This is a genomic window from Microbacterium marinum (assembly GCF_014204835.1).
Lineage (GTDB): Bacteria > Actinomycetota > Actinomycetes > Actinomycetales > Microbacteriaceae > Microbacterium > Microbacterium marinum.
The window spans coordinates 2208092-2228552 of record NZ_JACHMD010000001.1 but is presented as its reverse complement, the minus strand read 5'-3'; the positions used below and the strand labels follow the sequence as shown (position 1 = coordinate 2228552).

The 20461-nt window shown below is 69.2% G+C and carries 18 protein-coding genes and 1 tRNA gene; 14 read left to right on the top strand and 5 right to left on the bottom strand.

Translation table 11 applies throughout. The features are described 5' to 3' along the window. The first annotated feature begins 53 nt into the window (after window positions 1-53). The 8 genes from obgE to BKA24_RS10930 all read left to right on the top strand — a co-directional run bounded on the left by obgE (window position 54) and on the right by BKA24_RS10930 (window position 6132). On the top strand, window positions 54-1568 hold the full coding sequence (obgE, locus tag BKA24_RS10965) for a GTPase ObgE (RefSeq protein ID WP_184217978.1): 1515 nt from the start codon (window positions 54-56) through the stop codon (window positions 1566-1568). After that, the gene (gene proB, locus BKA24_RS10960) at window positions 1565-2395 is read left to right on the top strand and encodes a glutamate 5-kinase (protein WP_184217976.1); all 831 of its coding nucleotides are present in this window, start codon (window positions 1565-1567) and stop codon (window positions 2393-2395) included. The genes obgE and proB overlap by 4 nt, the downstream gene beginning before the upstream one ends. A 37-nt stretch (window positions 2396-2432) precedes the next feature. Then, window positions 2433-3692, top strand: coding sequence for a glutamate-5-semialdehyde dehydrogenase (locus BKA24_RS10955; RefSeq protein ID WP_184217974.1), 1260 nt, complete (start codon window positions 2433-2435; stop codon window positions 3690-3692). Between the two features lie 44 nt (window positions 3693-3736). After that, a complete protein-coding gene (locus BKA24_RS10950) occupies window positions 3737-3961 on the top strand; it encodes a hypothetical protein (protein WP_184217972.1) in 225 nt (74 codons plus the stop codon). Window positions 3962-3971: 10 nt separating this feature from the next. Continuing rightward, on the top strand, window positions 3972-4568 hold the full coding sequence (nadD, locus tag BKA24_RS10945; protein ID WP_184217970.1) for a nicotinate-nucleotide adenylyltransferase: 597 nt from the start codon (window positions 3972-3974) through the stop codon (window positions 4566-4568). Continuing rightward, window positions 4565-5611, top strand: a complete 1047-nt coding sequence (locus BKA24_RS10940; protein ID WP_184217968.1) for a hypothetical protein — start codon at window positions 4565-4567, stop codon at window positions 5609-5611. The genes nadD and BKA24_RS10940 overlap by 4 nt, the downstream gene beginning before the upstream one ends. Then, the gene (rsfS, locus tag BKA24_RS10935) at window positions 5611-5988 is read left to right on the top strand and encodes a ribosome silencing factor (protein ID WP_184217966.1); all 378 of its coding nucleotides are present in this window, start codon (window positions 5611-5613) and stop codon (window positions 5986-5988) included. Before BKA24_RS10940 ends, rsfS begins: the two co-directional genes overlap by 1 nt. Before the next feature lie 71 nt (window positions 5989-6059). Further along, window positions 6060-6132: transfer RNA gene (locus BKA24_RS10930), tRNA-Ala, on the top strand. Window positions 6133-6171: 39 nt separating this feature from the next. On the opposite strand, the gene BKA24_RS10925 is transcribed toward BKA24_RS10930, so the two are convergent. After that, window positions 6172-6396, bottom strand: coding sequence for a hypothetical protein (locus BKA24_RS10925; RefSeq protein ID WP_184217964.1), 225 nt, complete (start codon window positions 6394-6396; stop codon window positions 6172-6174). A 156-nt stretch (window positions 6397-6552) separates the two neighbouring features. On the opposite strand from BKA24_RS10925, the gene nagE reads away from it, so the two are divergent. Then, on the top strand, window positions 6553-8472 hold the full coding sequence (gene nagE, locus BKA24_RS10920) for an N-acetylglucosamine-specific PTS transporter subunit IIBC (protein WP_184217962.1): 1920 nt from the start codon (window positions 6553-6555) through the stop codon (window positions 8470-8472). Window positions 8473-8479: 7 nt separating this feature from the next. Here nagE and BKA24_RS10915 read toward each other — a convergent pair whose 3' ends face one another. The 4 genes from BKA24_RS10915 to BKA24_RS10900 are packed head-to-tail and all read right to left on the bottom strand — an operon-like array spanning window position 8480 to window position 11816. Further along, entirely contained in the window at window positions 8480-9337 is an 858-nt protein-coding gene (locus BKA24_RS10915) for a 3-methyladenine DNA glycosylase (protein WP_184217960.1), read from the bottom strand. Between the two features lie 26 nt (window positions 9338-9363). Continuing rightward, the gene (locus BKA24_RS10910) at window positions 9364-10071 is read right to left on the bottom strand and encodes an SOS response-associated peptidase (RefSeq protein ID WP_184217958.1); all 708 of its coding nucleotides are present in this window, start codon (window positions 10069-10071) and stop codon (window positions 9364-9366) included. A gap of 9 nt (window positions 10072-10080) precedes the next feature. Next, a complete protein-coding gene (locus tag BKA24_RS10905; RefSeq protein ID WP_184217956.1) occupies window positions 10081-11127 on the bottom strand; it encodes an App1 family protein phosphatidate phosphatase in 1047 nt (348 codons plus the stop codon). Window positions 11128-11132: 5 nt separating this feature from the next. Next, complete coding sequence (locus BKA24_RS10900) at window positions 11133-11816, bottom strand: VTT domain-containing protein (protein ID WP_184217954.1); 684 nt, start codon at window positions 11814-11816, stop codon at window positions 11133-11135. Between the two features lie 81 nt (window positions 11817-11897). Here BKA24_RS10900 and BKA24_RS10895 point away from each other — a divergent pair, with 81 nt between their 5' ends. From BKA24_RS10895 to BKA24_RS10875, 5 genes are all read left to right on the top strand, one after another. Beyond that, window positions 11898-13181, top strand: a complete 1284-nt coding sequence (locus tag BKA24_RS10895) for an anthranilate synthase component I family protein (RefSeq protein ID WP_184217952.1) — start codon at window positions 11898-11900, stop codon at window positions 13179-13181. A gap of 51 nt (window positions 13182-13232) precedes the next feature. Continuing rightward, window positions 13233-15842 (top strand): leucine--tRNA ligase, encoded by a 2610-nt coding sequence (gene leuS, locus BKA24_RS10890; protein WP_221417315.1) that lies wholly within the window; start codon window positions 13233-13235, stop codon window positions 15840-15842. A gap of 93 nt (window positions 15843-15935) precedes the next feature. After that, window positions 15936-16526: a ComEA family DNA-binding protein gene (locus tag BKA24_RS10885; RefSeq protein WP_184217948.1), complete on the top strand. Its 591-nt coding sequence runs from the start codon at window positions 15936-15938 to the stop codon at window positions 16524-16526. A 958-nt stretch (window positions 16527-17484) separates the two neighbouring features. Continuing rightward, complete coding sequence (locus tag BKA24_RS10880) at window positions 17485-19788, top strand: ComEC/Rec2 family competence protein (protein WP_184217946.1); 2304 nt, start codon at window positions 17485-17487, stop codon at window positions 19786-19788. An 18-nt stretch (window positions 19789-19806) separates the two neighbouring features. Continuing rightward, on the top strand, window positions 19807-20454 hold the full coding sequence (locus BKA24_RS10875; protein ID WP_184217944.1) for a Pr6Pr family membrane protein: 648 nt from the start codon (window positions 19807-19809) through the stop codon (window positions 20452-20454). Window positions 20455-20461 lie beyond the last annotated feature (7 nt).

The following is a 20461-nucleotide window of genomic DNA, read 5'->3' as shown; positions in this document are numbered from 1 at the left end:
AGGGGCGGGCTGCGGCTCGCCCCTCACGTGTTCCTACCGACAGGAGATTCCGCATGGTGACGTTCGTCGACCGCGTGACGCTGCATCTGAGCGCGGGCAAGGGCGGCAACGGCTGCGTCTCCGTCCGACGGGAGAAGTTCAAGCCGCTTGCCGGCCCCGACGGCGGCAACGGCGGACATGGTGGCGACATCGTGCTCGTCGCCGACCCTCAGGTGACCACGCTGCTCTCGTACCACCACTCGCCGCACCGCTCTGCCGGGAACGGCGGCTTCGGCATGGGGGACAACCGGTCGGGAGCCGCGGGAGAGCACCTCGAACTGGCCGTTCCCGTCGGCACCGTCGTCAAGGACGAGACGGGTGAGACCCTCGTCGACCTCGTCACCCCCGGCGTCCGTTACGTCGTCGCGCCCGGCGGCCAGGGTGGGCTCGGCAACGCTGCGCTGGCGAACCCGAAGCGCAAGGCACCTGGATTCGCGCTGCTCGGCACGCCCGGATGGCAGGGCGACATCCAGCTCGAGCTCAAGACCGTCGCCGACGTCGCGCTGGTCGGGTTCCCGTCCGCAGGCAAGTCGAGTCTCATCGCCGCCATCTCGGCCGCGCGACCGAAGATCGCCGATTACCCCTTCACGACCCTCCACCCAAACCTGGGTGTGGTGCAGGCCGGAGACGCGCGCTTCACCGTCGCAGACGTGCCCGGACTCATCGAGGGCGCAAGCGATGGAAAGGGCCTCGGCCTGGAGTTCCTGCGACACGTCGAGCGCTGCACGGCGCTCGTTCACGTCCTGGACTGCGCGACCCTCGAGCCCGGGCGTGACCCCATCAGCGACCTCGATGTGATCCTCGCCGAGCTCGCCGCATATCCGGTCCCCGAGGGACAGGTCCCGCTGCTCGAGCGCCCCCAGCTGGTCGCCCTCAACAAGCTCGACGTGCCGGAGGCGAAGGACCTCGCCGACCTGGTGCGTCCCGAGCTCGAGAAGCGGGGCTTCCGCGTCTTCGACATCTCGACCGTCAGCCGCGACGGGCTGCGTCAGCTGACCTTCGCTCTGGGCGAGATCGTCGAGAGCCACCGCGTCGCCGCCGCGTCGGCCCCCGCTCCGGAGCGGATCGTCATCCGCCCGCAGGGCGCCGAGAAGGACTTCGAGATCCGCGTCGAGGGCGGCACGTACGGCAACATCTACCGCATCCTGGGCACGAAGCCGGTGCGCTGGGTGCAGCAGACCGACTTCCAGAACGAGGAGGCCGTCGGCTTCCTCGCGGACCGGCTCGAGAAGCTGGGCATCGAAGATGAACTGTTCCGTGTGGGGGCGGACGCGGGCTCGACCGTCGTGATCGGCCCGGGCGCCGGAATCGTCTTCGACTGGCATCCCTCACTCAGCTCTGCCGCCGAGCTCATGACGGCGCCCCGAGGAACCGACCCCCGCCTCGACCTCAACCCCCGCCGAACCACGTCGCAGCGCCGTGAGCGGTATCACGAGCGTATGGATGCCAAAGCGGAGGCTCGTGCCGAGCTGGAGTCCGAGCGCCTCGCCGCCCGCGGCGACGGCTGGGAGGACGAGGACGAGTCGTGAGCCTGCAGGATCGCGCCGGTCTCGCCGGTGCCCGCCGGGTCGTGGTGAAGGTCGGCTCTTCGTCCATCAGCGGGGAGAACGCGGAGAAGATCCAGCCCATCGTGGAGGCCCTCGCTGAGGCTCACGCGCGCGGTACGGAGGTCGTGCTCGTCTCGTCGGGTGCGATCGCGACCGGGATGCCGTTCCTCCTGCTCGACTCCCGACCGAGCGACCTCGCCACCCAGCAGGCCGCGGCCGCCGTCGGGCAGAACGTCCTGATCTATCGCTATCAGGAGGCGCTGCGTCCCTTCGAGATCGTTGCCGGGCAGGTTCTGCTGACCGCCGGCGACCTCGAGAACCCGACGCACCGTTCCAACGCGCGACGTGCCATGGAGCGCCTCCTGGGGCTGCGCATCCTGCCCATCGTGAACGAGAACGACACGGTCGCGACCCACGAGATCCGATTCGGCGACAACGACCGTCTCGCGGCGCTCGTGGCGCAGCTGATCGGCGCCGACGCGCTCGTCCTCCTCAGCGACATCGAGAGCCTGTACACCCGCCCGCCGGGGGAGCCCGGCGCGAGGCCGATCCACCACGTCGATTTCGGCGACGACCTCGCCGGCTACCAGTTCGGGTCGGTCGTGGTGAACAGCGTCGGCACCGGCGGTGCGGCGACGAAGGTCTCGGCTGCGCGACTGGCATCCACTGCCGGGATCGGGGTGCTCGTGACGAGTGCCGACCTCGTCTTCGATGCCCTTCGTGGCGATGACGTGGGCACCTGGTTCGCCCCGAATCCGACGCCGGCTGCGGTGCCCGGAACCGCGCCGATCCGCGTCGCCGTCGACTGAGCATCGGCGGGTGTCGGGCCCGCCCTAGACTGGCGGGATGAGCCTCACCGTCGTCACCGCCCAGGAGCGGATGCAGCTCGCACGCGAGGCATCGCGCTCGGTCGGTCTTCTGTCGGATGCCGCGAAGTCGGCGCTGCTGCACGAGATCGCGCGCGCACTTGACGCGCACGTCGAGGAGATCGTCGCCGCGAACGCGGAGGATCTGGCCCGGGGGGAGGCGGAGGGGATCTCTGCGGGTCTCCTCGACCGGCTGCGCCTCGACGAGCCGCGCGTGCGGGCTCTCGCCGCCGCCGTCCGCGACGTCGCGGAACTCCCCGACCCCGTCGGCCACGTGCTCGATGACCGCACCCTCGACAATGGGCTGCACCTGCAGAAGGTCTCGGTGCCCTTCGGGGTCGTCGGCTCGATCTACGAGGCTCGCCCGAACGTGACCGTCGACATCGCCGCGCTTGCGCTCCGATCGGGCAACGCCGTCGTCTTGCGGGGAGGTTCGGCTGCGCTGGCATCGAACGCCGCACTGATCCGGGTCATGCGGAGTGCGCTGAGCGATTCCGGGGTGGACCCGGAGGCCATCCAGACGGTCGACGACTTCGGTCGTGACGGCGCGCGGGCCCTGATGCGGGCGCGTGGGCTGGTCGATGTGCTCGTGCCGCGGGGGAGCGCGGGACTGATCGAGACGGTCGTGACCGAGTCTTCGGTGCCGGTGATCGAGACCGGAGCCGGCGTCGTTCACATCGTGCTGGACGCCAGCGCGCCGTTGAAGCGGGCGACAGAGATCGTCGTCAACGCGAAGGTGCAGCGACCCAGCGTGTGCAATTCGGTCGAGACGGTGCTCGTCCACCGCGACGCCGCGGACCGCCTCATCGCACCGGTCGTGGCCACACTGCAGGAGCACGGCGTCACCGTCCACGGCGACGACGAGGTTCGCGGCCTCGCCGGGGGAGTCGTGCCCACGACCGAGGCGGACTGGTCCACCGAGCACATGAGCCTCGACGTGTCGGTCCGCGTCGTGGACGACCTGGATGGCGCGCTCGCGCACATCCGCCGGTACTCCACTCAGCACACCGAAGCCATCGTCACCGACGACGAGGCGAACGCCGAGCGCTTCCTGAAGGAGGTCGATTCGGCCGTCGTGATGGTCAACGCGTCGACGCGCTTCACCGACGGCGGGGAGTTCGGCTTCGGCGCGGAGGTGGGCATCTCCACGCAGAAGCTGCACGCCCGCGGACCGATGGGGCTTCCCGAGCTGACCACCACCAAATGGCTCGCCCGCGGCAACGGGCAGATCCGCCGCTGACCGCCTAAACTGGTCGAGCACCCGAATCCTCGAACGGAGCCCGAATGAATTTCGCGACGACCCTCACTCTCGCCGCAGCCGAGACCGAGCCCCACGGCGGCAACGTCATGGCGGAGACCTTCGGATACGGCATCGTCGCCTTCGTGGTCTTCCTCTCGCTGGGTCTGGTCACCCTTTCGTACCGCAACGTCGCCAACCGCCACGCGCACAAGGCCGAGGCGTACGCGGCCAAGAACCCGGCACCGCAGGCGGGCCACGGCCACCACTGAGGCCGCCGCAATGGCATCGACGCGTGCCCCGCGGATCGGGGTGATGGGCGGGACGTTCGACCCGATCCACCATGGTCACCTCGTCGCCGCGAGCGAGGTCGCGCAGTCGTTCGATCTCGACGAGGTGATCTTCGTCCCCACCGGCGAGCCATGGCAGAAGTCGGGCGTCTCCTCGGCCGAGCATCGCTACCTGATGACCGTCATCGCGACGGCATCCAATCCGATGTTCACCGTCAGCCGCGTGGATGTGGACCGCCGGGGTGCCACCTACACGATCGACACCCTCCGCGACCTCAAGGCCCAGCGGCCCGACGCGGATCTGTTCTTCATCACCGGCGCGGACGCCATCGCGCAGATCCTCGGCTGGCGCGATGTGCAGGAGTTGTGGGATCTCGCCCACTTCGTCGCCGTGTCGCGCCCCGGACACACGCTGAGCGTCGACGGACTGCCTTCCGATGACGTCAGCGAACTCGAGATCCCGGCGCTGGCCATCTCGTCCACCGACTGTCGCGAGCGCGTGAGTCGGGGAAACCCGGTGTGGTACCTCGTCCCGGACGGCGTCGTCCAATACATTGCGAAGCACCACCTGTATCGGAGCAAGGCATGAGCACACCAGACCAGCCCAGCCCTCCGCTGACCCGGCGGCAGCTGCGCGAACTGCGCAACACGGCGTCGACCCCCATCATCACGCAGGAGGAGGCGGACGAAGCCGCGGCGGCCGCGGCGACTGCGGAGACGCAGACGGACGACGTCGCGGTCGAAGAGGCGCCCGAGTCCACTTCGTCTGTTGCCGTCGACACCGAGTCGGAACCCGCTGTCGACGAGGTGGTCGCCTCGGATGCTGACGGCGACGCCCGGCCGATCAGTCGCAAGCAGGCGCGCGCCCAGGCCAAGCTGCGGACCGCCGCGATTGAGCTCGTGCCGCACGACGAGTCCGACCGAGACCAGGACGACGTCGCGGCGGTGGAGGCAGAACCGGTCGTGGAGCCCGAGGCGGAGGTCGACGACGAGTCCCAGCCGGAACCCGTTGCGGACGTCGAGCCCGAGGCGGAGGCCGCCGACGATGCTGCCGACGACGACGCGGCTGACGAGGACCCGGCCGTGGCCGAGGAGCCCAAGACCGACGACGAGGCGGAGTCTACGGAGAAGGCGCCGGTCGTCGCACCGGGTCTCGGCGCGCAGCTGCTTTCCGGCGAGCCTGGCGATGTCGAGTTGCCGGCATCCTTCGATCACCTGCTCGCTCGCGGCGGCGGCGGCGGCTCGAGCTCGGCCCCGAACGCGCTGATCCTTTCGCAGACACCCGAGACGGGGTCGCTGTCCGTTCCGATCATCGGTACGGGTGAGCTGCTGATCACCGGCAGCTACTCGCTTCCGCAGAACTACGGTTCCACCGGAGCCGTGCCCGGCTCGCAGGACGGCAAAGACCTCGACGCGGCGCTCATCGACGGGGAGCTCCCTCCCGCGTCTTCACCCACCCCGATCGCCGCGAGCTCGGCGATCAGCACGATCAAGAGCGCGGACGAGATCATCCGTCCGCCGGCGCCCGAAAAGGGCAGCCGGCTGATGATGACACTGGCGATCACCGCCGGTGCTCTCGCCCTCGCGCTGGCGACGGTCCTGATTCTGGCCGTCGTGAATGGAGTCTTCTGATGGTTGCCACCGAACACACGCACGAGCTCGTGCGGATCGCCGCCGCGGCGGCTGACAGCAAAGGCGGGGAGGACTTCGTCGCTTTCGACGTGTCCGAGCCGCTGCCGCTCGTTGATGCCTTTCTTCTCGTCACCGGTTCCAGTGAGCGCAACGTCGCGGCGATCGCCGACGAGGTCGAGGAGCGGATGCTGGAGGCGGGTCAGAAGCGGCTCCGCCGTGAGGGACGAAGCGAGGCCCGCTGGATCCTGCTCGACTTCGGCGATCTCGTGGTCCACGTGTTCCACGAGGAGGAGCGCGTCTTCTACGGGCTGGAGCGGCTCTGGAAGGACTGCCCGATCATCCCCGTCGGAGTGTCCGAGAGTGCATCGTCCGACTGAGTCGCCCACTTCCGTTCGAAGCACCCGTTCACGTGTAGTAAGCTGAATGGGTTGCCGCGAGCGGCGACCAAGGGCCTGTGGCGCAGCTGGTAGCGCACCTGCATGGCATGCAGGGGGTCAGGGGTTCGAGTCCCCTCAGGTCCACGAAAACCCCCGGTTCTCCGGGGGTTTTGTGGTTTCCGGCTATTCTCTGGTCCAGCTCGGGTCGATGGCGCTCTCGTCTTCGGGCGTCCGATTGTCGTCCACTGTGGTGCGGGCGGCGTACGGCGTGTTGCCCGGCGGAGGAGTGAACACTTCCTCCGCGTCGTCAGGACCGGCCGGGGCGCCTTCGGGTGCCGGTGGCAGGTGCTCGCCCTCGCCGGCCGCGAAGCGCTCCAGGTTCTCGGGCGATGTGGGTGCATCGGTCATGAGTCATCCTTTCGTCCCCCTCATCCTGCGCTCGCGGAGCGGGAGGCGCGAGAGGGTTGACCCGGCTCCGACGCGCGTGGACGTCCCGGTGCTGCGACGATCGGAGGCGTACTCTCTCGGCAGGGCTCCATCGGGGGAGCCGGGACGGGAGTCACGATGAAGTTCTTCCAACGGCTGGGTCGATCCCTCATGCTGCCGGTCGCCGTCTTGCCGGTCGCGGCGATCCTCTCGGGCATCGGTTACTGGATCAAGTCCGCGAACGGCGGGGACGACAACGTCGCGTCGGCCTTCCTCGCCGCGGCGGGCGGCGCCCTGCTCAGCAACATCGCACTGCTGTTCGCGGTGGGTGTGTCGATCGGCATGGCGAAGAAATCCGACGGCACGTCGGCACTCGCGGGCCTCGTTTCGTGGCTCACGGTCACGACGATGCTGAGCCCGACCACGATCGGCGCTCTCACCGGCGCCGCAGCAGAGGATGTCGACCTCGCGTTCACCAACATCCAGAACGTCTTCGTCGGCATCATCTGCGGTCTCATCGGCGCCTGGTGCTACAACCGCTTCCGCGACACGAAGCTCCCCGACGCGCTGTCGTTCTTCTCCGGTCGTCGATCGGTCGCGATCGTGACTGCAGGCGCCTCCCTCGTCCTCTCCGTCGCGCTGATGTTCGTGTGGCCGTTCGTCTACGGCGGGCTCGTCAGCTTCGGCGAATGGATCGTCACGCTCGGGCCCGTCGGTGCAGGCCTGTACGGCTTCTTCAACCGCCTGCTCATCCCGCTCGGCCTGCACCACGCCCTGAACTCCGTGTTCTGGTTCGACGTCGCCGGAATCAACGACCTCAACAACTTCCTGCAGGGATCCTCGGGCGATGGTGTGTACGGGGTCACCGGTCAGTACATGACCGGCTTCTTCCCCATCATGATGTTCGGCCTCCCGGGTGCTGCTCTGGCGATGTACGTGACGGCGAAGACGACGCGGCGCAAGGTCACCGCCGGCATCCTGCTCTCCGGCGCCATCTCGTCGTTCTTCGTCGGCGTCACCGAGCCGCTCGAATTCGCGTTCATGTTCCTGGCCCCGTGGCTGTACCTCGTGCATGCCGTGTTCATGGGCATCTCGCTGTTCGTCTCGGCGCTTCTGCCGGTGCGGATGGGGTTCGGCTTCTCCGGCGGGTTCATCGACCTCGTCTTGAGCTGGATGAACCCGCTCGCGCAGAACCCCTGGCTCATTCCCGTGATGGGCGTGTTCTGGTTCGCGGTGTACTTCGTCGTGTTCCGCTGGATCATCCGCCGGTGGGACCTGAAGACGCCCGGTCGCGAAGACGACGAGGTCATCGACGACGAGACGACGGATGCCGCACCTCGCGGCGACTTCCACGCCACGGCCGAGCGGTTCGTCGCGGCCCTCGGCGGCAGCGCGAACATCGTCGAGCTCGAGAACTGCGCCACCCGACTCCGCATGGAGGTCGCGGACACGTCCAAGGTCGATGACAAGGCACTCGCACGCGCGGGCGCTGCGGGCACGATCCGCCCCGGTGGCACCTCGGTGCAGGTCGTCTACGGGTTGAACGTGCAGTTCGTGAAAGATGCGATGGAGGACGTGATCGCCGGGCGGGGACGTGCGGCATCCGCTCCGGCCGGAGCCGAGGCCCCGGTGACCGTCGCCACGACCGCACCGGCCGTCGTGCGGGTGAAAGCCCCCGTGGCCGGACGAGTCGTCCCTCTGAGCGACGTGCCCGACGAGATGTTCTCGGACGGCACGATGGGGCCGGGCATCGCGATCGAGCCGACGGACGACGTCGTCACGGCGCCCGCCGACGGCACCGTCGAGAGCGTCTTCCCGACCGGCCATGCGATCGGACTCCGCTTGAACGACGGGACCGAGCTCCTCATCCACATCGGCATCGACACGGTCTCGATGAAGGGCGACGGTTTCGAGACGCTCGTGGCGGCGGGTGACGTCGTGAAGACCGGCGATCCGCTCGTCCGGTTCGATCGCGACCGGATCGCGGCGGCGGGACATGCGACCGTGACCCCGATGATCGTTCTGAACAACCCCGACGCGACCATCGAGCTGGAGTGACCCGCGCTCAGCCGATCCGCTCGAGGAGCCCGCGACGGATCGGCTGAGCCCGCTCGGTGAACCCCCGCTGGGCGGCGACGTACGCGGCCTTCCCGGCCGACGTCTCTACCGCGACCGGCTCATAGCCCCAGTCGCGGAGGTCGTACGGAGATGCGCGCATGTCGAGTTCGCGGATGTCGCGGGCCAACTCGAACGCGTCGAGCAGCACCTCGCCCGGCACGAGCGGGCCGAGCTTGACCGCCCATTTGTACAGATCCATCCCGGCGTGGAGACAGCCCGGCTGCTCGTGGTCGGCCTGGGTCTCGCGCGCCGGCGCGAACCGGTTCTTCGGCGTGGCCTCGGGGGTGAAGAAGCGGAACGCGTCGATGTGCGTGCATCGGAGGTCATGCGACTCGACGACCGCATTGGTTCCGCTGTGCCCGAGCCTCAGTGGCACCGGATGTCGCGTCTCCCGGTCCCGGTAGACCATCGCCCATTCGTGCATGCCGAAACAGCCATACGAGCCGATTCGGTTGAGCGTGCTGGTGAGGATGCCGCGGATCGCCCGGACGAGCGGCTCCTTCTCGGTCAGGAACGCGTCCACGTCGACGACCACGCTTTCGCCGTCCACGCGGTACCAGCGCCAGGCGGCGTGGGGCGCGTCAGCGGCATCCATCAGGGCCACCTCCCGCCCCGGATGCCACTTGCGCAGAAGACCCGGCTTGTACGAGTAGTACGTGTACAGGAAGTCGTCCACGGGATGCGTCTGCCCGCGCTGCACTCGAGCGCGCCGACCGGCGGTGAGCGCGTCGGCACGCTGCTCGTGCGCCGCGGCACGGGCCGACCATTCGGCGCGCGAGAGGCGGAGGCGGGTGGTGGTCGTCACCTGACGAGGATAGGCGGCCGCAGCGGTCACACCGGGCGGATGAGGTCGGGGGAGTCATTACGGACGTTCCCCACCTCGCGTCCGACCTCGTGGTCCGTCAGCCCTTCGACGACCGCCGGCGCCGCGTCCACCGCGGCATCCAGCAGGTCTCCGACATTGTCCACTTCGGTGTCGAGCCACGCGTCGGCGAAGTCGGCGTCGACGAACAGCGGCATCCGGTCGTGGATGGAGCCGAGCGGGGCGACCGCATCACGGGTGAGGATCGTGAAGGACAGGAGCCACTTGGAGGGGTCGTCTTCGGCCTTCTGCGGATCCTTCCACCACTCGTAGAGCCCGGCGAACAGCATCGGCGAGCCGTCGGCCGGCGCGATGAAGTAGGGCACCTTGCCGTCGTCGGTCGTCGCCCACTCGTAGTACCCGGTGGCCGGGACGATGGCACGACGCTTGATGAGCGCCTGCCGGAACATCGGCTTGTCCTCGAGCTCTTCGGAGCGGGCGTTGAACGCCTTCACCCCGATCTTGGGGTCCTTCGCCCACCCCGGGATGAGGCCCCAGCGTGCCGATTCGAGACGGCGGGTGGGTGGATCGGTCTTGGCGGAATCGAGCACGATGCCCACCTGAGCGGTCGGTGCCACGTTGTAGGACGGCGCGGGCAGATCGTCGCCCTCCACGTCGACGCGGAGCACGCCGACCAACTCGGATGCCACGTTCGCGACGACGAATCTTCCGCACATGGCGTCAGCCTAGGCGGGGTCTGCGACGTCGCGGATGACGCCGACGTCACTCAGCCGCTCGAGCAGCTCCGAACCGTCGTCCCCGGTCACCCACGGCACGCCTGCGGCGGTGTGGTCGTCCACGGCGGTGCGACCACCGGCCAGGACCGCCTCGGCGGGGGTGAGGCGCCGGATCGCGACCGCCGACACCTGATCGGGGTGCTCCACGGTGAACGCGGTGTAGATCTCGTCATCGCGCTGCCCGTCATCGCCCACCAGCAGCCAGTCGATGTCGGGGAACTCCCGAGCGAGCCGGCGCAGGTTCTCCTCCTTGTGGGCCTTGCCGCTGCGGAACCACCGATCGTGCGTGGGCCCCCAGTCGGTGAGGAGGAGCGCCCCCGAGGGGAAGAGGTGGCGGCGATGGAAGCGGACGAGCGTGGGGGCGACGTTCCAGGCACCGGTGGAGAGGTAGAGGATCGGCGCACCCGGGTTGTCCCGCATGAGCCGCTCCAACAGGACCGCCATGCCCGGGACCGGCTGCCGAGCGTGCTCGTTCAAGACGAAGGAGTTCCAGGCAGCGAGGAACGGTCGCGGCAGCGCCGTCACCATCACGGTGTCGTCGATGTCGGACACCACACCGAAGCGCACGTCGGCGCCGACGATGAACACCCGGGCCTCCACCGGCTCGGAGCCTTCCACGTGCATCGTCACCGTCTGCCACCCGGGGGAGAGGTTCGCCGGCAACACGATGTCGACGACACCACCGCGATCGGCGGCGACCTCGTGGTCGACGCCGTCGATCGTCACCGTGACGGTGGCGTGCGCGATAGGGACGGCCGCGAAGCTGCGCCACCCGCGGACGCCCGCGTACTCGCCGCGCTCGCGCCGTTTCACCTTCGGGGCGATGAGCACGCGGCCGAGGACGCGCACCCACTCGGTGCTGCCGTACCCGGGGAACGGGGCGACCGTGGGTCGCCGTCCGCGCGCACGCGCACGCCCTTCACGCCAGGCGTGAAAGCGGTACTCGAGGCGCGCGAACCAGAGGATCTTCGTCTCGGGGGTCGTCGGAGAAGCCATCGGCTTCAGTCTTTCACGTCGCCGGCTTCACCCTCGGAGGAGTTGACAACGTCGGTGCGGAGATGACGGGCCTCCCGTGCCGCGATGACCCGCTTGATCACGTACGCGAGCACCAGGAACGCGGCGATGACGCCGACGAACAGGTAGGCGGCGAAATGCAGGCTGTCAGCGAGCTCCCGGTAGCCCCCCGCGGCCGCGGCCGAGACGGAGACGTACGCGATCGACCAGATGGCGCACGCGGGGAAGGTCCACGCCAGGAAGCGACGGTACGCGTAGCCGCTCATCCCGACGGTGAGGGGCACGAGGGAGTGCAGGACGGGGAGGAACCTCGACAGGAAGATCGCCACGCCGCCGCGGCGGCGGAGGTACAGCTCGGCGCGGATCCAGTTCTTCTCTCCGATGAGCGCGCCGAAGCGCGAGAAGCGGATGCGCGGCCCCAGCCAGCGCCCGAGCGCGAACCCGATGCTCTCACCGACCAGCGCGCCCACGAGCACAGTCACGACGAGGATCGCCCCCTCGCCGACGCTCCCGACCGCGGTGCCGGCGACGATGACGATGGTGTCGCCGGGCACGATCAGCCCCACGAGCACGCTCGTCTCGAGCATGATCGCGACACCCGCGACGATCGTCCGCACCACGGGGTCGACATCCTGCACGGTGTCGAGCAGCCAGGTGAGGAACTCGTTCACCCCCTCAGGCTACCGAGCGCCGGCGACGGCGCCTGGGGGATGCCCCGACGATTCCGATGGATGCCCCGATAATCTGTGGGGATGGCCCGACTCTCCGCGTTCGAGCGTCCGGGGTGGGTCGATCCGGCAGCGCTGTTCGCCGCTGGGTGGGCCGACGCGGAGCACGCGTTCTGGCTCGATGCCGGGCCGGATGCCGCGGAGGGGTGGAGCTGGATCGGCGAGGGGACACCTGCCGCCACGCCGACGGCGGTCGTCTGCGGTGGAGCGGACGAGGGCCCCTTCGGCCCGTTTGCCGGCGGCTGGGTCGGCTGGGCGGGGTACGACACAGCCGCGCGCCGCGCGGGCGCACCGGCATCCGAGGGCGGAATCGCCGATCGCTGGCTGCGCGTCGATCGTTTCGTCGCGTTCGATCACGCGGAACGCCGCGTCTTCGTCGTCGCGCCGGCCGACGAGCTCACCGACGTCGTCGCCACGGTCGACGGATGGGCCGCGGGCGCGCGAGCCCCCCGCCCCGGCGCGCCTGCGACGGTGGAGGTAGCAGCGCGTCACGACGCCGCCGAGTACGCGGATCTCATCGCGCAGTGCCGTGAGGAGATTCGGGAGGGCCGCGCGTACCAGCTGTGCCTGGCGACGCGCTTCGAGACCGCGGCATCCGTCGACCCCTTCGAGACCTATCTGCGGCTGCGGAAGGCGACCCCCTCGCATCACGGCGGGATGATCCGCTCCGGCGGGACGGCGCTGCTCAGCGCCACGCCGGAGCGGTTCCTCGAGGTCTCGGGCGGCATCGTCCGGACCCGCCCCATCAAGGGCACACGTCCCCGCGGCGTCGATTCGGTGACGGATGCCGCGCTGGCCGCCGAGCTGCGTGCCAGCGAGAAGGAGCAGGCCGAGAACGTCATGATCGTCGACCTGATGCGCAACGATCTGCAGCGGGTGTGCGAACCGGGGACCGTCGCCGCGGAACGCCTGCTCGAAATCGAGAGCTACCCGGCCGTCCACCAGTTGGTGAGCACCGTCGCGGGCCGGCTGATCGGGGGCACGACAGTCGGCGAGCTGTGGGATGCCGCGTTCCCGGCCGGCAGCATGACGGGGGCGCCGAAGCTGTCGGCGATGCAGATCCTGCACCGGCTCGAAGGTGCATCCCGCGGACTGTTCGCGGGATGCTTCGGCTGGATCGGCGAGGACGGTGCTCTGGATCTGGCGATGGTGATCCGATCGATCGTCACCCACCCCGACGGCGCGTACGTGGGCGCGGGCGGCGGGATCACCTGGGGCTCGATCGCCGCGGACGAGGTCGCCGAGGTCGGGGTGAAAGCCCGCGGGCCGCTGGCGGCGCTCGGTGGCGCGCTGCCGCCGGGCTGGTGAAATCCGGGTCCGCTAGGCTGGAACGGCGCTTTCGCGCGCCCTCCCGACCTCATGCACGATTGGTTCTCCGTGTCTTCCAGCACCCCCACCGACGCTTCGACCCCCGAGCCGGGCTCCTTCGACTCCTCGGCCATCCAGACGAAGTGGCAGGCACGCTGGGCTGAGGCCGACCCGTTCCGGGCGGGCGGCGACGAGGACACTCGCCCCCGGAAGTACGTCCTCGGCATGTTCCCGTATCCCTCGGGCGACCTGCACATGGGTCACGCCGAGAACTACGCCTACGTCGACGCGGTCGCGCGCTTCTGGCGGCACCGCGGGTACAACGTCCTGAACCCGATCGGGTGGGACTCGTTCGGGCTGCCGGCCGAGAACGCGGCGATCAAGGGCGGCGCTGGTTCGGATCCGCGCGAGTGGACCTACAACAACATCGACCAGCACAAGAAGAGCTTCCGCGAGTTCGGCTCGAGCTACGACTGGAGCCGCGTGCTCCACACCAGCGATCCCGAGTACTACCGCTGGAACCAGTGGCTGTTCCAGCGCCTGTACGAGAGGGGCCTCGCCTACCGCAAGCAGAGCGCCGTCAACTGGTGCCCGAATGACCAGACGGTCCTCGCGAACGAGCAGGTCGTCGACGGGCACTGCGAGCGCTGCGGCGCCGAGGTCGTCAAGAAGAAGCTGACCCAGTGGTACTTCAAGATCACCGAGTACGCCGACCGGCTGCTGGACGACCTCAACCAGCTCGAGGGATTCTGGCCGCACAAGGTGCTGCAGATGCAGCGGAACTGGATCGGTCGGTCGGTCGGCGCAGACATCGACTTCGAGATCGAGGGACGCGCCGAGAAGATCAGCGTCTTCTCCACCCGCCCCGACACGCTCCACGGTGCGACCTTCATGGTCGTGGCGCCCGATTCCGACTTGGCCGCGGAGCTCGCCGCGGGGTCGTCCAGTGCGGTGCGGATGCGCTTCCAGGACTACCTCGACACGGTCCAGAAATCGAGCGACATCGAGCGTCAGTCGACGGACCGTCCGAAGACGGGCGTCTTCCTCGACCGGTTCGCGATCAACCCGATCAACGGTGAGCGCCTCCCGATCTGGGCGGCCGACTACGTGCTGGCCGACTACGGCCACGGTGCCGTCATGGCGGTGCCGGCGCACGATCAGCGAGACCTCGACTTCGCGCGAGCGTTCGATCTGCCCGTCAAGGTGGTCGTCGACACGACCGCGCCCGTGACCGGGGCGATCCCGGTGATCGAGCTCGACGACGACGGCGTGCCGATCGACCCGCTGGGCGACGAGGACCTCGAGGCACTCGACCCGGTGCGGACGGGGGTCGCCCTCACCGGCGACGGGCGACTGATCAACTCCGGGTCGCTCAACGGCTTGTCCAAGCGCAACGCCATCACCCGCGCGATCGAGGAGCTCTCGGCAGCGGGCAACGGTCGTGCGGCGAAGTCGTACCGCCTGCGCGACTGGCTCATCTCCCGGCAGCGCTTCTGGGGAACCCCGATCCCCATGATCCACACCTCGGACGGTCGGATCGTCCCAGTGCCCGACGAGCAGCTGCCCGTACGTCTGCCCGATGCCACCGGCCTCGACCTGAAGCCGAAGGGCACCTCGCCGCTGGGTGGCGCCACCGAATGGGTGAACACCGTCGACCCCGAGACGGGCGAGCCGGCGCTTCGCGATGCCGACACGATGGACACCTTCGTCGACAGCTCGTGGTACTTCTTGCGCTTCCTCGCGCCCACGGATGCCGCGCAGCCCTTCCCGACCGCGGAGGCGGCGAAGTGGGCGCCTGTGGACTCGTACATCGGCGGAGTCGAGCACGCGATCCTGCACCTGCTGTACGCCCGCTTCATCACGAAGGTCCTCTTCGACATGGGGCTCGTGGACTTCACGGAGCCGTTCACCAGCTTGATCAACCAGGGCATGGTCCTCCTCGACGGCTCGAAGATGTCGAAGTCCAAGGGAAACCTCGTGGAGTTCGCCTCGAGCATGACCGATCCGGGCGCCGACGCGGTGCGCGTGGCGATCGCCTTCGCCGGCCCGGTCGAGGACGACATCAACTGGGAGGATGTGTCCACCACCGGCGCGCAGAAGTTCCTCGCCCGGGCGCTCCGCGTGGCATCCGATGTCGCGAGCCCGACCGACGTCGTCTGGGCCGAGGGGGACTCGGCGCTGCGCCGTGTGACCCACCGGCTGTGGGCCGATGTCGTCGGTCTCGTTGAGCAGTCGAAGTTCAACGTCGTCGTCGCCCGCCTCATGGAGCTCGTCAACGCGACCCGCAAGGCGATCGACTCGGGCGCCGGCCCCGCGGATGCCGCAGTCCGCGAGGCGGCAGAGGCCGTCGCGATGATCCTCGACCTCTTCGCGCCGCACACGGCCGAGGAGATGTGGGAGATCCTCGGGTACGAGCCGTTCGTGGGTGTCGTCCCGTGGCGTCAGGCGGACCCGACCCTGCTCGTGGAGGAGTCGGTGACGGCCGTCGTTCAGGTCAACGGCAAGGTGCGCGGCACCCTGACGGTGCCGGCGAAGATCTCCGGTGACGAGCTCGAGGCGCGTGCCCGCGCCGACGAGAAGGTCCGCCGTGCGATCGGTGACAGGGACATCACCCGTGTCGTCGTACGAGCGCCGAAGGTCGTGAGCTTCACCGTCTCCTGAGCGTCTTCTCCACTGCGGACCTCTGATCGTCGTTCGTCCACCGTCCCTTCGCCGGGTGCGGAGAGGATGGTGCGACGCCGCGAGGATCGTGCCATGGATGCGCAGACGGTGCCGAGGTCTCGACGTCGGCTGGCGATCGGTGCCGCCGTCGTCCTCGTGGTCGTCGTTGCTGCGGTCACCATCGCGATCGGGATCGTCCGGACGGGCGCGGAGTCAGCCGTAGACACGGTGCCCGAGGTCGTTTCCGAGACGGTGGCGCCGGCATCGGTGTACGTGCATGTCTCGGGTGAGGTGCGCGTCCCCGGTCTCTACCGTCTCGACCAGGATGCCCGCGTCGTCGACGCTGTCGCCGCCGCCGGGGGATTCTCGGAGAAGGCGTCTCGCGACGGCGTGAACCTCGCGCGGCCGGTGAGCGACGGTGAGCAGCTCCTGATCCCCGCCGAGGGCGACGAGAGGACGGATGCCGGTACCTCCGCGGCGCCGGAGGGTGATGGCCGCGTCAACCTCAACACGGCAGACGTCGCCGCGCTCGACACCCTGCCGCGCGTCGGCCCGGCGATCGCGCAACGGATCATCGACTGGCGAGACCAGAACGGTCGGTTCACAAGCGTCGACGACCTCATGGCCGTCCCCGGTATCGGCGAGAAGATGCTCGAATCCCTCCGCGACCTGGTGACGGTGTGAGTGGTCGAACCGCGCAGGGATGGTGACGTCGCTACCGTCCTTGAGGATGACCGAGGCGGACCGTCCAGCAGGGGCCGCCGGCGTCTAGCGGGCGGTCCCTGCGGGCGCTTTCAGCGTGTTTCGTTCCGGCGCATGACGTGATCGCGACGGAGCACATCAGCGGCGAACGCGAGAAGGGGGATCACTGAGACAGGACCGATCCACGTCGGATCTGCATCTGTAGTCACGAGAACGGTGTTGAACACTGCGCACCAGACAACGGCACCGACAAACCAGGTGATACGCCACCATGTGTCCGCGAAAAAGTACCGGAAACGGTTGGCGCTTCGATTCTCCTTCACTTGCAGTTCCCCCCTCTATACGTATCGAACCAAGGTACTGGCGAGGTGATAACAGTAAAGGTGATAGTCAGTTGAAGACATCTTTTCGGGCTGGAGTTGTCCGCAACGCCAGCTGTGTACACACCGGACCCTGCAATAGCCAGACAGGCGGCGCCAAATGCAGCCGCTCCGATGGGCCCACCCGCCGCCGTGCCGGCGGCTGCACACACAGCCGTGAGGCCGGTAGCGCCCCACCCCGACTTTGCCGTCCTGACGCGAATGTATTCGATGGATTGCGATCATCGCTGTCCCCTCTTCGGCGGACATCTACGTGCGCCCATTCGGCCGGGTTGGCCGCCTCGCCTCTGCGAGCGCTGGTGCTCAGGGAACCTCGGCGTCTCGCTGACGACGATGCATCAGCGGCGCCCAGGGGCATGGTGACGCAAATCCGGATGTCGTTGGCGATGCTGGCCTCACCCCCGAGGCGCACCCGACCGTTTCGATCAGCCGACCCTGATCTGTCGGAAGCGCGGCGAGGCCGTTCGCTCTCATTCTCCACCGGTGCCCCATGACCGATATCGTCCCCTGATCGCCGGTAGACGGAGCCGGAGGCGTCGGCGCTCCCCGAACCTATCGAAATGACGATGCGAGCCGCGCGGCGCCGCGATCTGCGGTTGCTGCCGGTCGCGCTCGGAGGCTGGGCGGGCGCCGGGGCGGCGATCAGCTTCCCGGAGCACGCGGGGACACTCGCCGTCGCGCTGTGGGTCAGCGCCGCCCTCGCACTGGCGATCGCCTCGACACGCGCGGGGCCGACGGTGTTCGCCCTCATCGCGGTGGCGCTCGCTGTCGCCGGGGCCACGGCATCCCACGTCGCCGTCGCCCAGCCTGCGCGGGACGCGGTGTCGGGGCTCCAGATCACCGGCGGTCGCAGCGTCACCTTCAACGTCGACGTCGTGGGGAAGATCGAACGGTCGGCGACAGCATTCCGCTTCGACGCGATAACGCGATCCGCGACGATCGGCTCGGACTCGACGCCCGTCTCGGCTCCCGTGCTCGTCCGCGTGCAGGAGCGCCTGGCCGGGCTCGACCTCGGTGCTCAGGCCGAGGTGACGGGAACGGCGTCTCGAGCGGATGCCGCTGATCGTGAGGTCCTCGTGATCGAGGCATCCACGATTCGGCTCGTGCGAGCCCCGACCGGTCCGCTCGCCGTCGCGGCCGCGCTGCGGACGGGCCTGGTCGAGGCGGTCGACGGCCTGCCCGACCCGGGCGCAGGGCTCGTCCCGGGCCTCGCCGTGGGCGACACGTCGGCCGTCACCGAGGACCTCGATCAACAGATGAAGGCATCATCGCTGTCTCATCTGACCGCGGTCTCAGGGGCGAACTGCGCGCTCGTCGTCGGGATCGCGTTCGGCATCGCAGCGCTCTGCGGGGCGCGCCGCGGCATCCGCGTCGCCGCGGGACTCATCACACTGGTGGGGTTCATCGTGCTCGTCTCACCCGAACCGAGCGTGGTCCGAGCGGGGGCGATGGCGGCGATCGCGATGCTCGGGGTCCTCCTGGGACGTATCGGCGCGGGGATGTCCATCCTGTCCGCGTCGGTGTGCGTGTTGCTCGTCGTCGATCCGTGGCTCGCGGCATCCCTCGGCTTCGCTTTGTCGGCCGTCGCGACAGGGTCGCTGCTCCTGTTCGCGGGGCCGCTCGCTGACGGGATGTCGAAATGGATGCCGGCCCCGCTGGCGCTCGCGCTCTCCGTTCCGCTCGCGGCGCAGCTCGCCTGCGGACCGCTGCTCATCCTGATCGAGCCGACCGTGCCCCTGGTCGGCGTGCTCGCGAACCTGCTCGCGGGTCCCGCAGCGCCCGCCGCGACCGTCCTCGGTCTGCTGTCCTGCCTCGCACTGCCGTTCCCGGTGCTCGCGCAGGGGCTCGCGGCGATCGCGTGGCTGCCTGCGGCCTGGATCGCGGGAACGGCGGACCTGTCCGCGCGGCTGCCCGGGGCTTCCATCGGATGGCTGGAAGGGATGCCGGGGCTCATCGCCCTCGCCGCGACAGGAGCAGCGATCGGCATCGTGCTCGCTACACGCCGGCACCGGTTGCGACGGTGGGCGGGGTGGGCACTCGTCACGATCATCGTCGTCGCGGCGGGCGCGGGCCCGTTCCGGACCCTCATCGACCGGACCCGTGCACCGGACGACTGGGCGATCTTGGCTTGCGAGGTGGGTCAGGGCGACGCCGTCCTCGTCCGCTCCGGCGACGCGATCATGCTCATCGACACGGGGCCGGAGCCGGAACCCCTGAGCGCGTGCCTCGACCGCTTCGCGATCGAGCACGTCGACGTGCTCGTGTTGACCCATTTCGACATGGACCATCGCGGCGGCGCGGACGCCCTGGTCGGGCGCGCGGACCTCGTCCTGCACGGTCCGGTGCCCGACCCGGAGGCGACCGCGATGCTCGCCCGGTTCACCTCTGCAGGCGCGCGGACGCAGGAGGTGTCGGCCGGTCAGGGCGGCGTCCTGGGGGAGTGCCGCTGGCGTGTGCTGTGGCCGAAGCCGCGCGACCCGGTCTATCCATCCGGGAACGATGCGAGTGTCGTGATCGACGTCACGGGATGCCGCGTCCCCGACGCGATCTTCCTCGGCGATCTGTCGGCCCCGTCGCAACGATCCCTGATCGCCTCCCGCACGATCGATCGCACGTACTCGGTCGTCAAGGTCGCGCACCACGGCAGCGCCGACCAGGACCACAGCCTGTACCGGCAGCTGGATGCGGCCGTCGCCCTCGTGACGGTCGGCGAGAACACGTACGGCCACCCGCGAGACGAGATCCTCGACCTCCTTCGGGAGGAGCAGGCGATCGTTGCCCGCACCGACTCGTCCGGCGACATCGCCCTCTGGCGTGACGGCGAGGGGATCCGGCTCTGGCGGTCCCGCGGTGAAGACGGTTGACTCTCGTAGGCTGGCCGGATGCCTGCCTCCCGCACGCCTCGCGCTGTCGTCGTGACCGGCGGCATCCTGCTGGGGGTGGCCGTCGCCGTCGTCGCTGTCCTGGGATGGACGTTCGCCCGCTCCGCCTCGCGGGGGAGTGCGAACCCGTTCGACTTCTTCGGGTACTTCACGAACCAGACCGCGGTGTGGAGCGCGCTCGTGCTCGGGGTCACCGGCATCCTTCTCCTCCGGAACAGGGCCGTCCCCACGTGGCTGGCCCTCGCCCGCGGTGGCGCAGTCGCCTGTCTCATCGTCGTGGGCGTCGTCTACAACGGGTTCGTCCCGGGCACGGGATCGGCGCCGCCCTGGGTGAGCGCCGTCCTGCATGCCGGGCTGCCGCTCTATGCCGTGCTCGACTGGGTGCTCGTTCGCGACCGCCCACGGCTGCCGTGGCGGAGCGTCTGGCTCGTGCTGCCCTACCCGCTCGTCTGGCTGGTCGTCGTGCTCCTCCGCGGTCAGAACGACGGCTGGGTGCCCTACGGTTTCCTGCTGCCGAGCCGCGGGCTCGGCCCGCTCGTCCTCACGAGCCTCGGGCTGCTGGCGATGCTGCTGGCTTCGGCCACCGCGGTATGGGCGCTGTCCCGAATCGTCCTGCCACGACGGCGCGGCGTCGGCGCCCCTCGGTAGGCTGGAG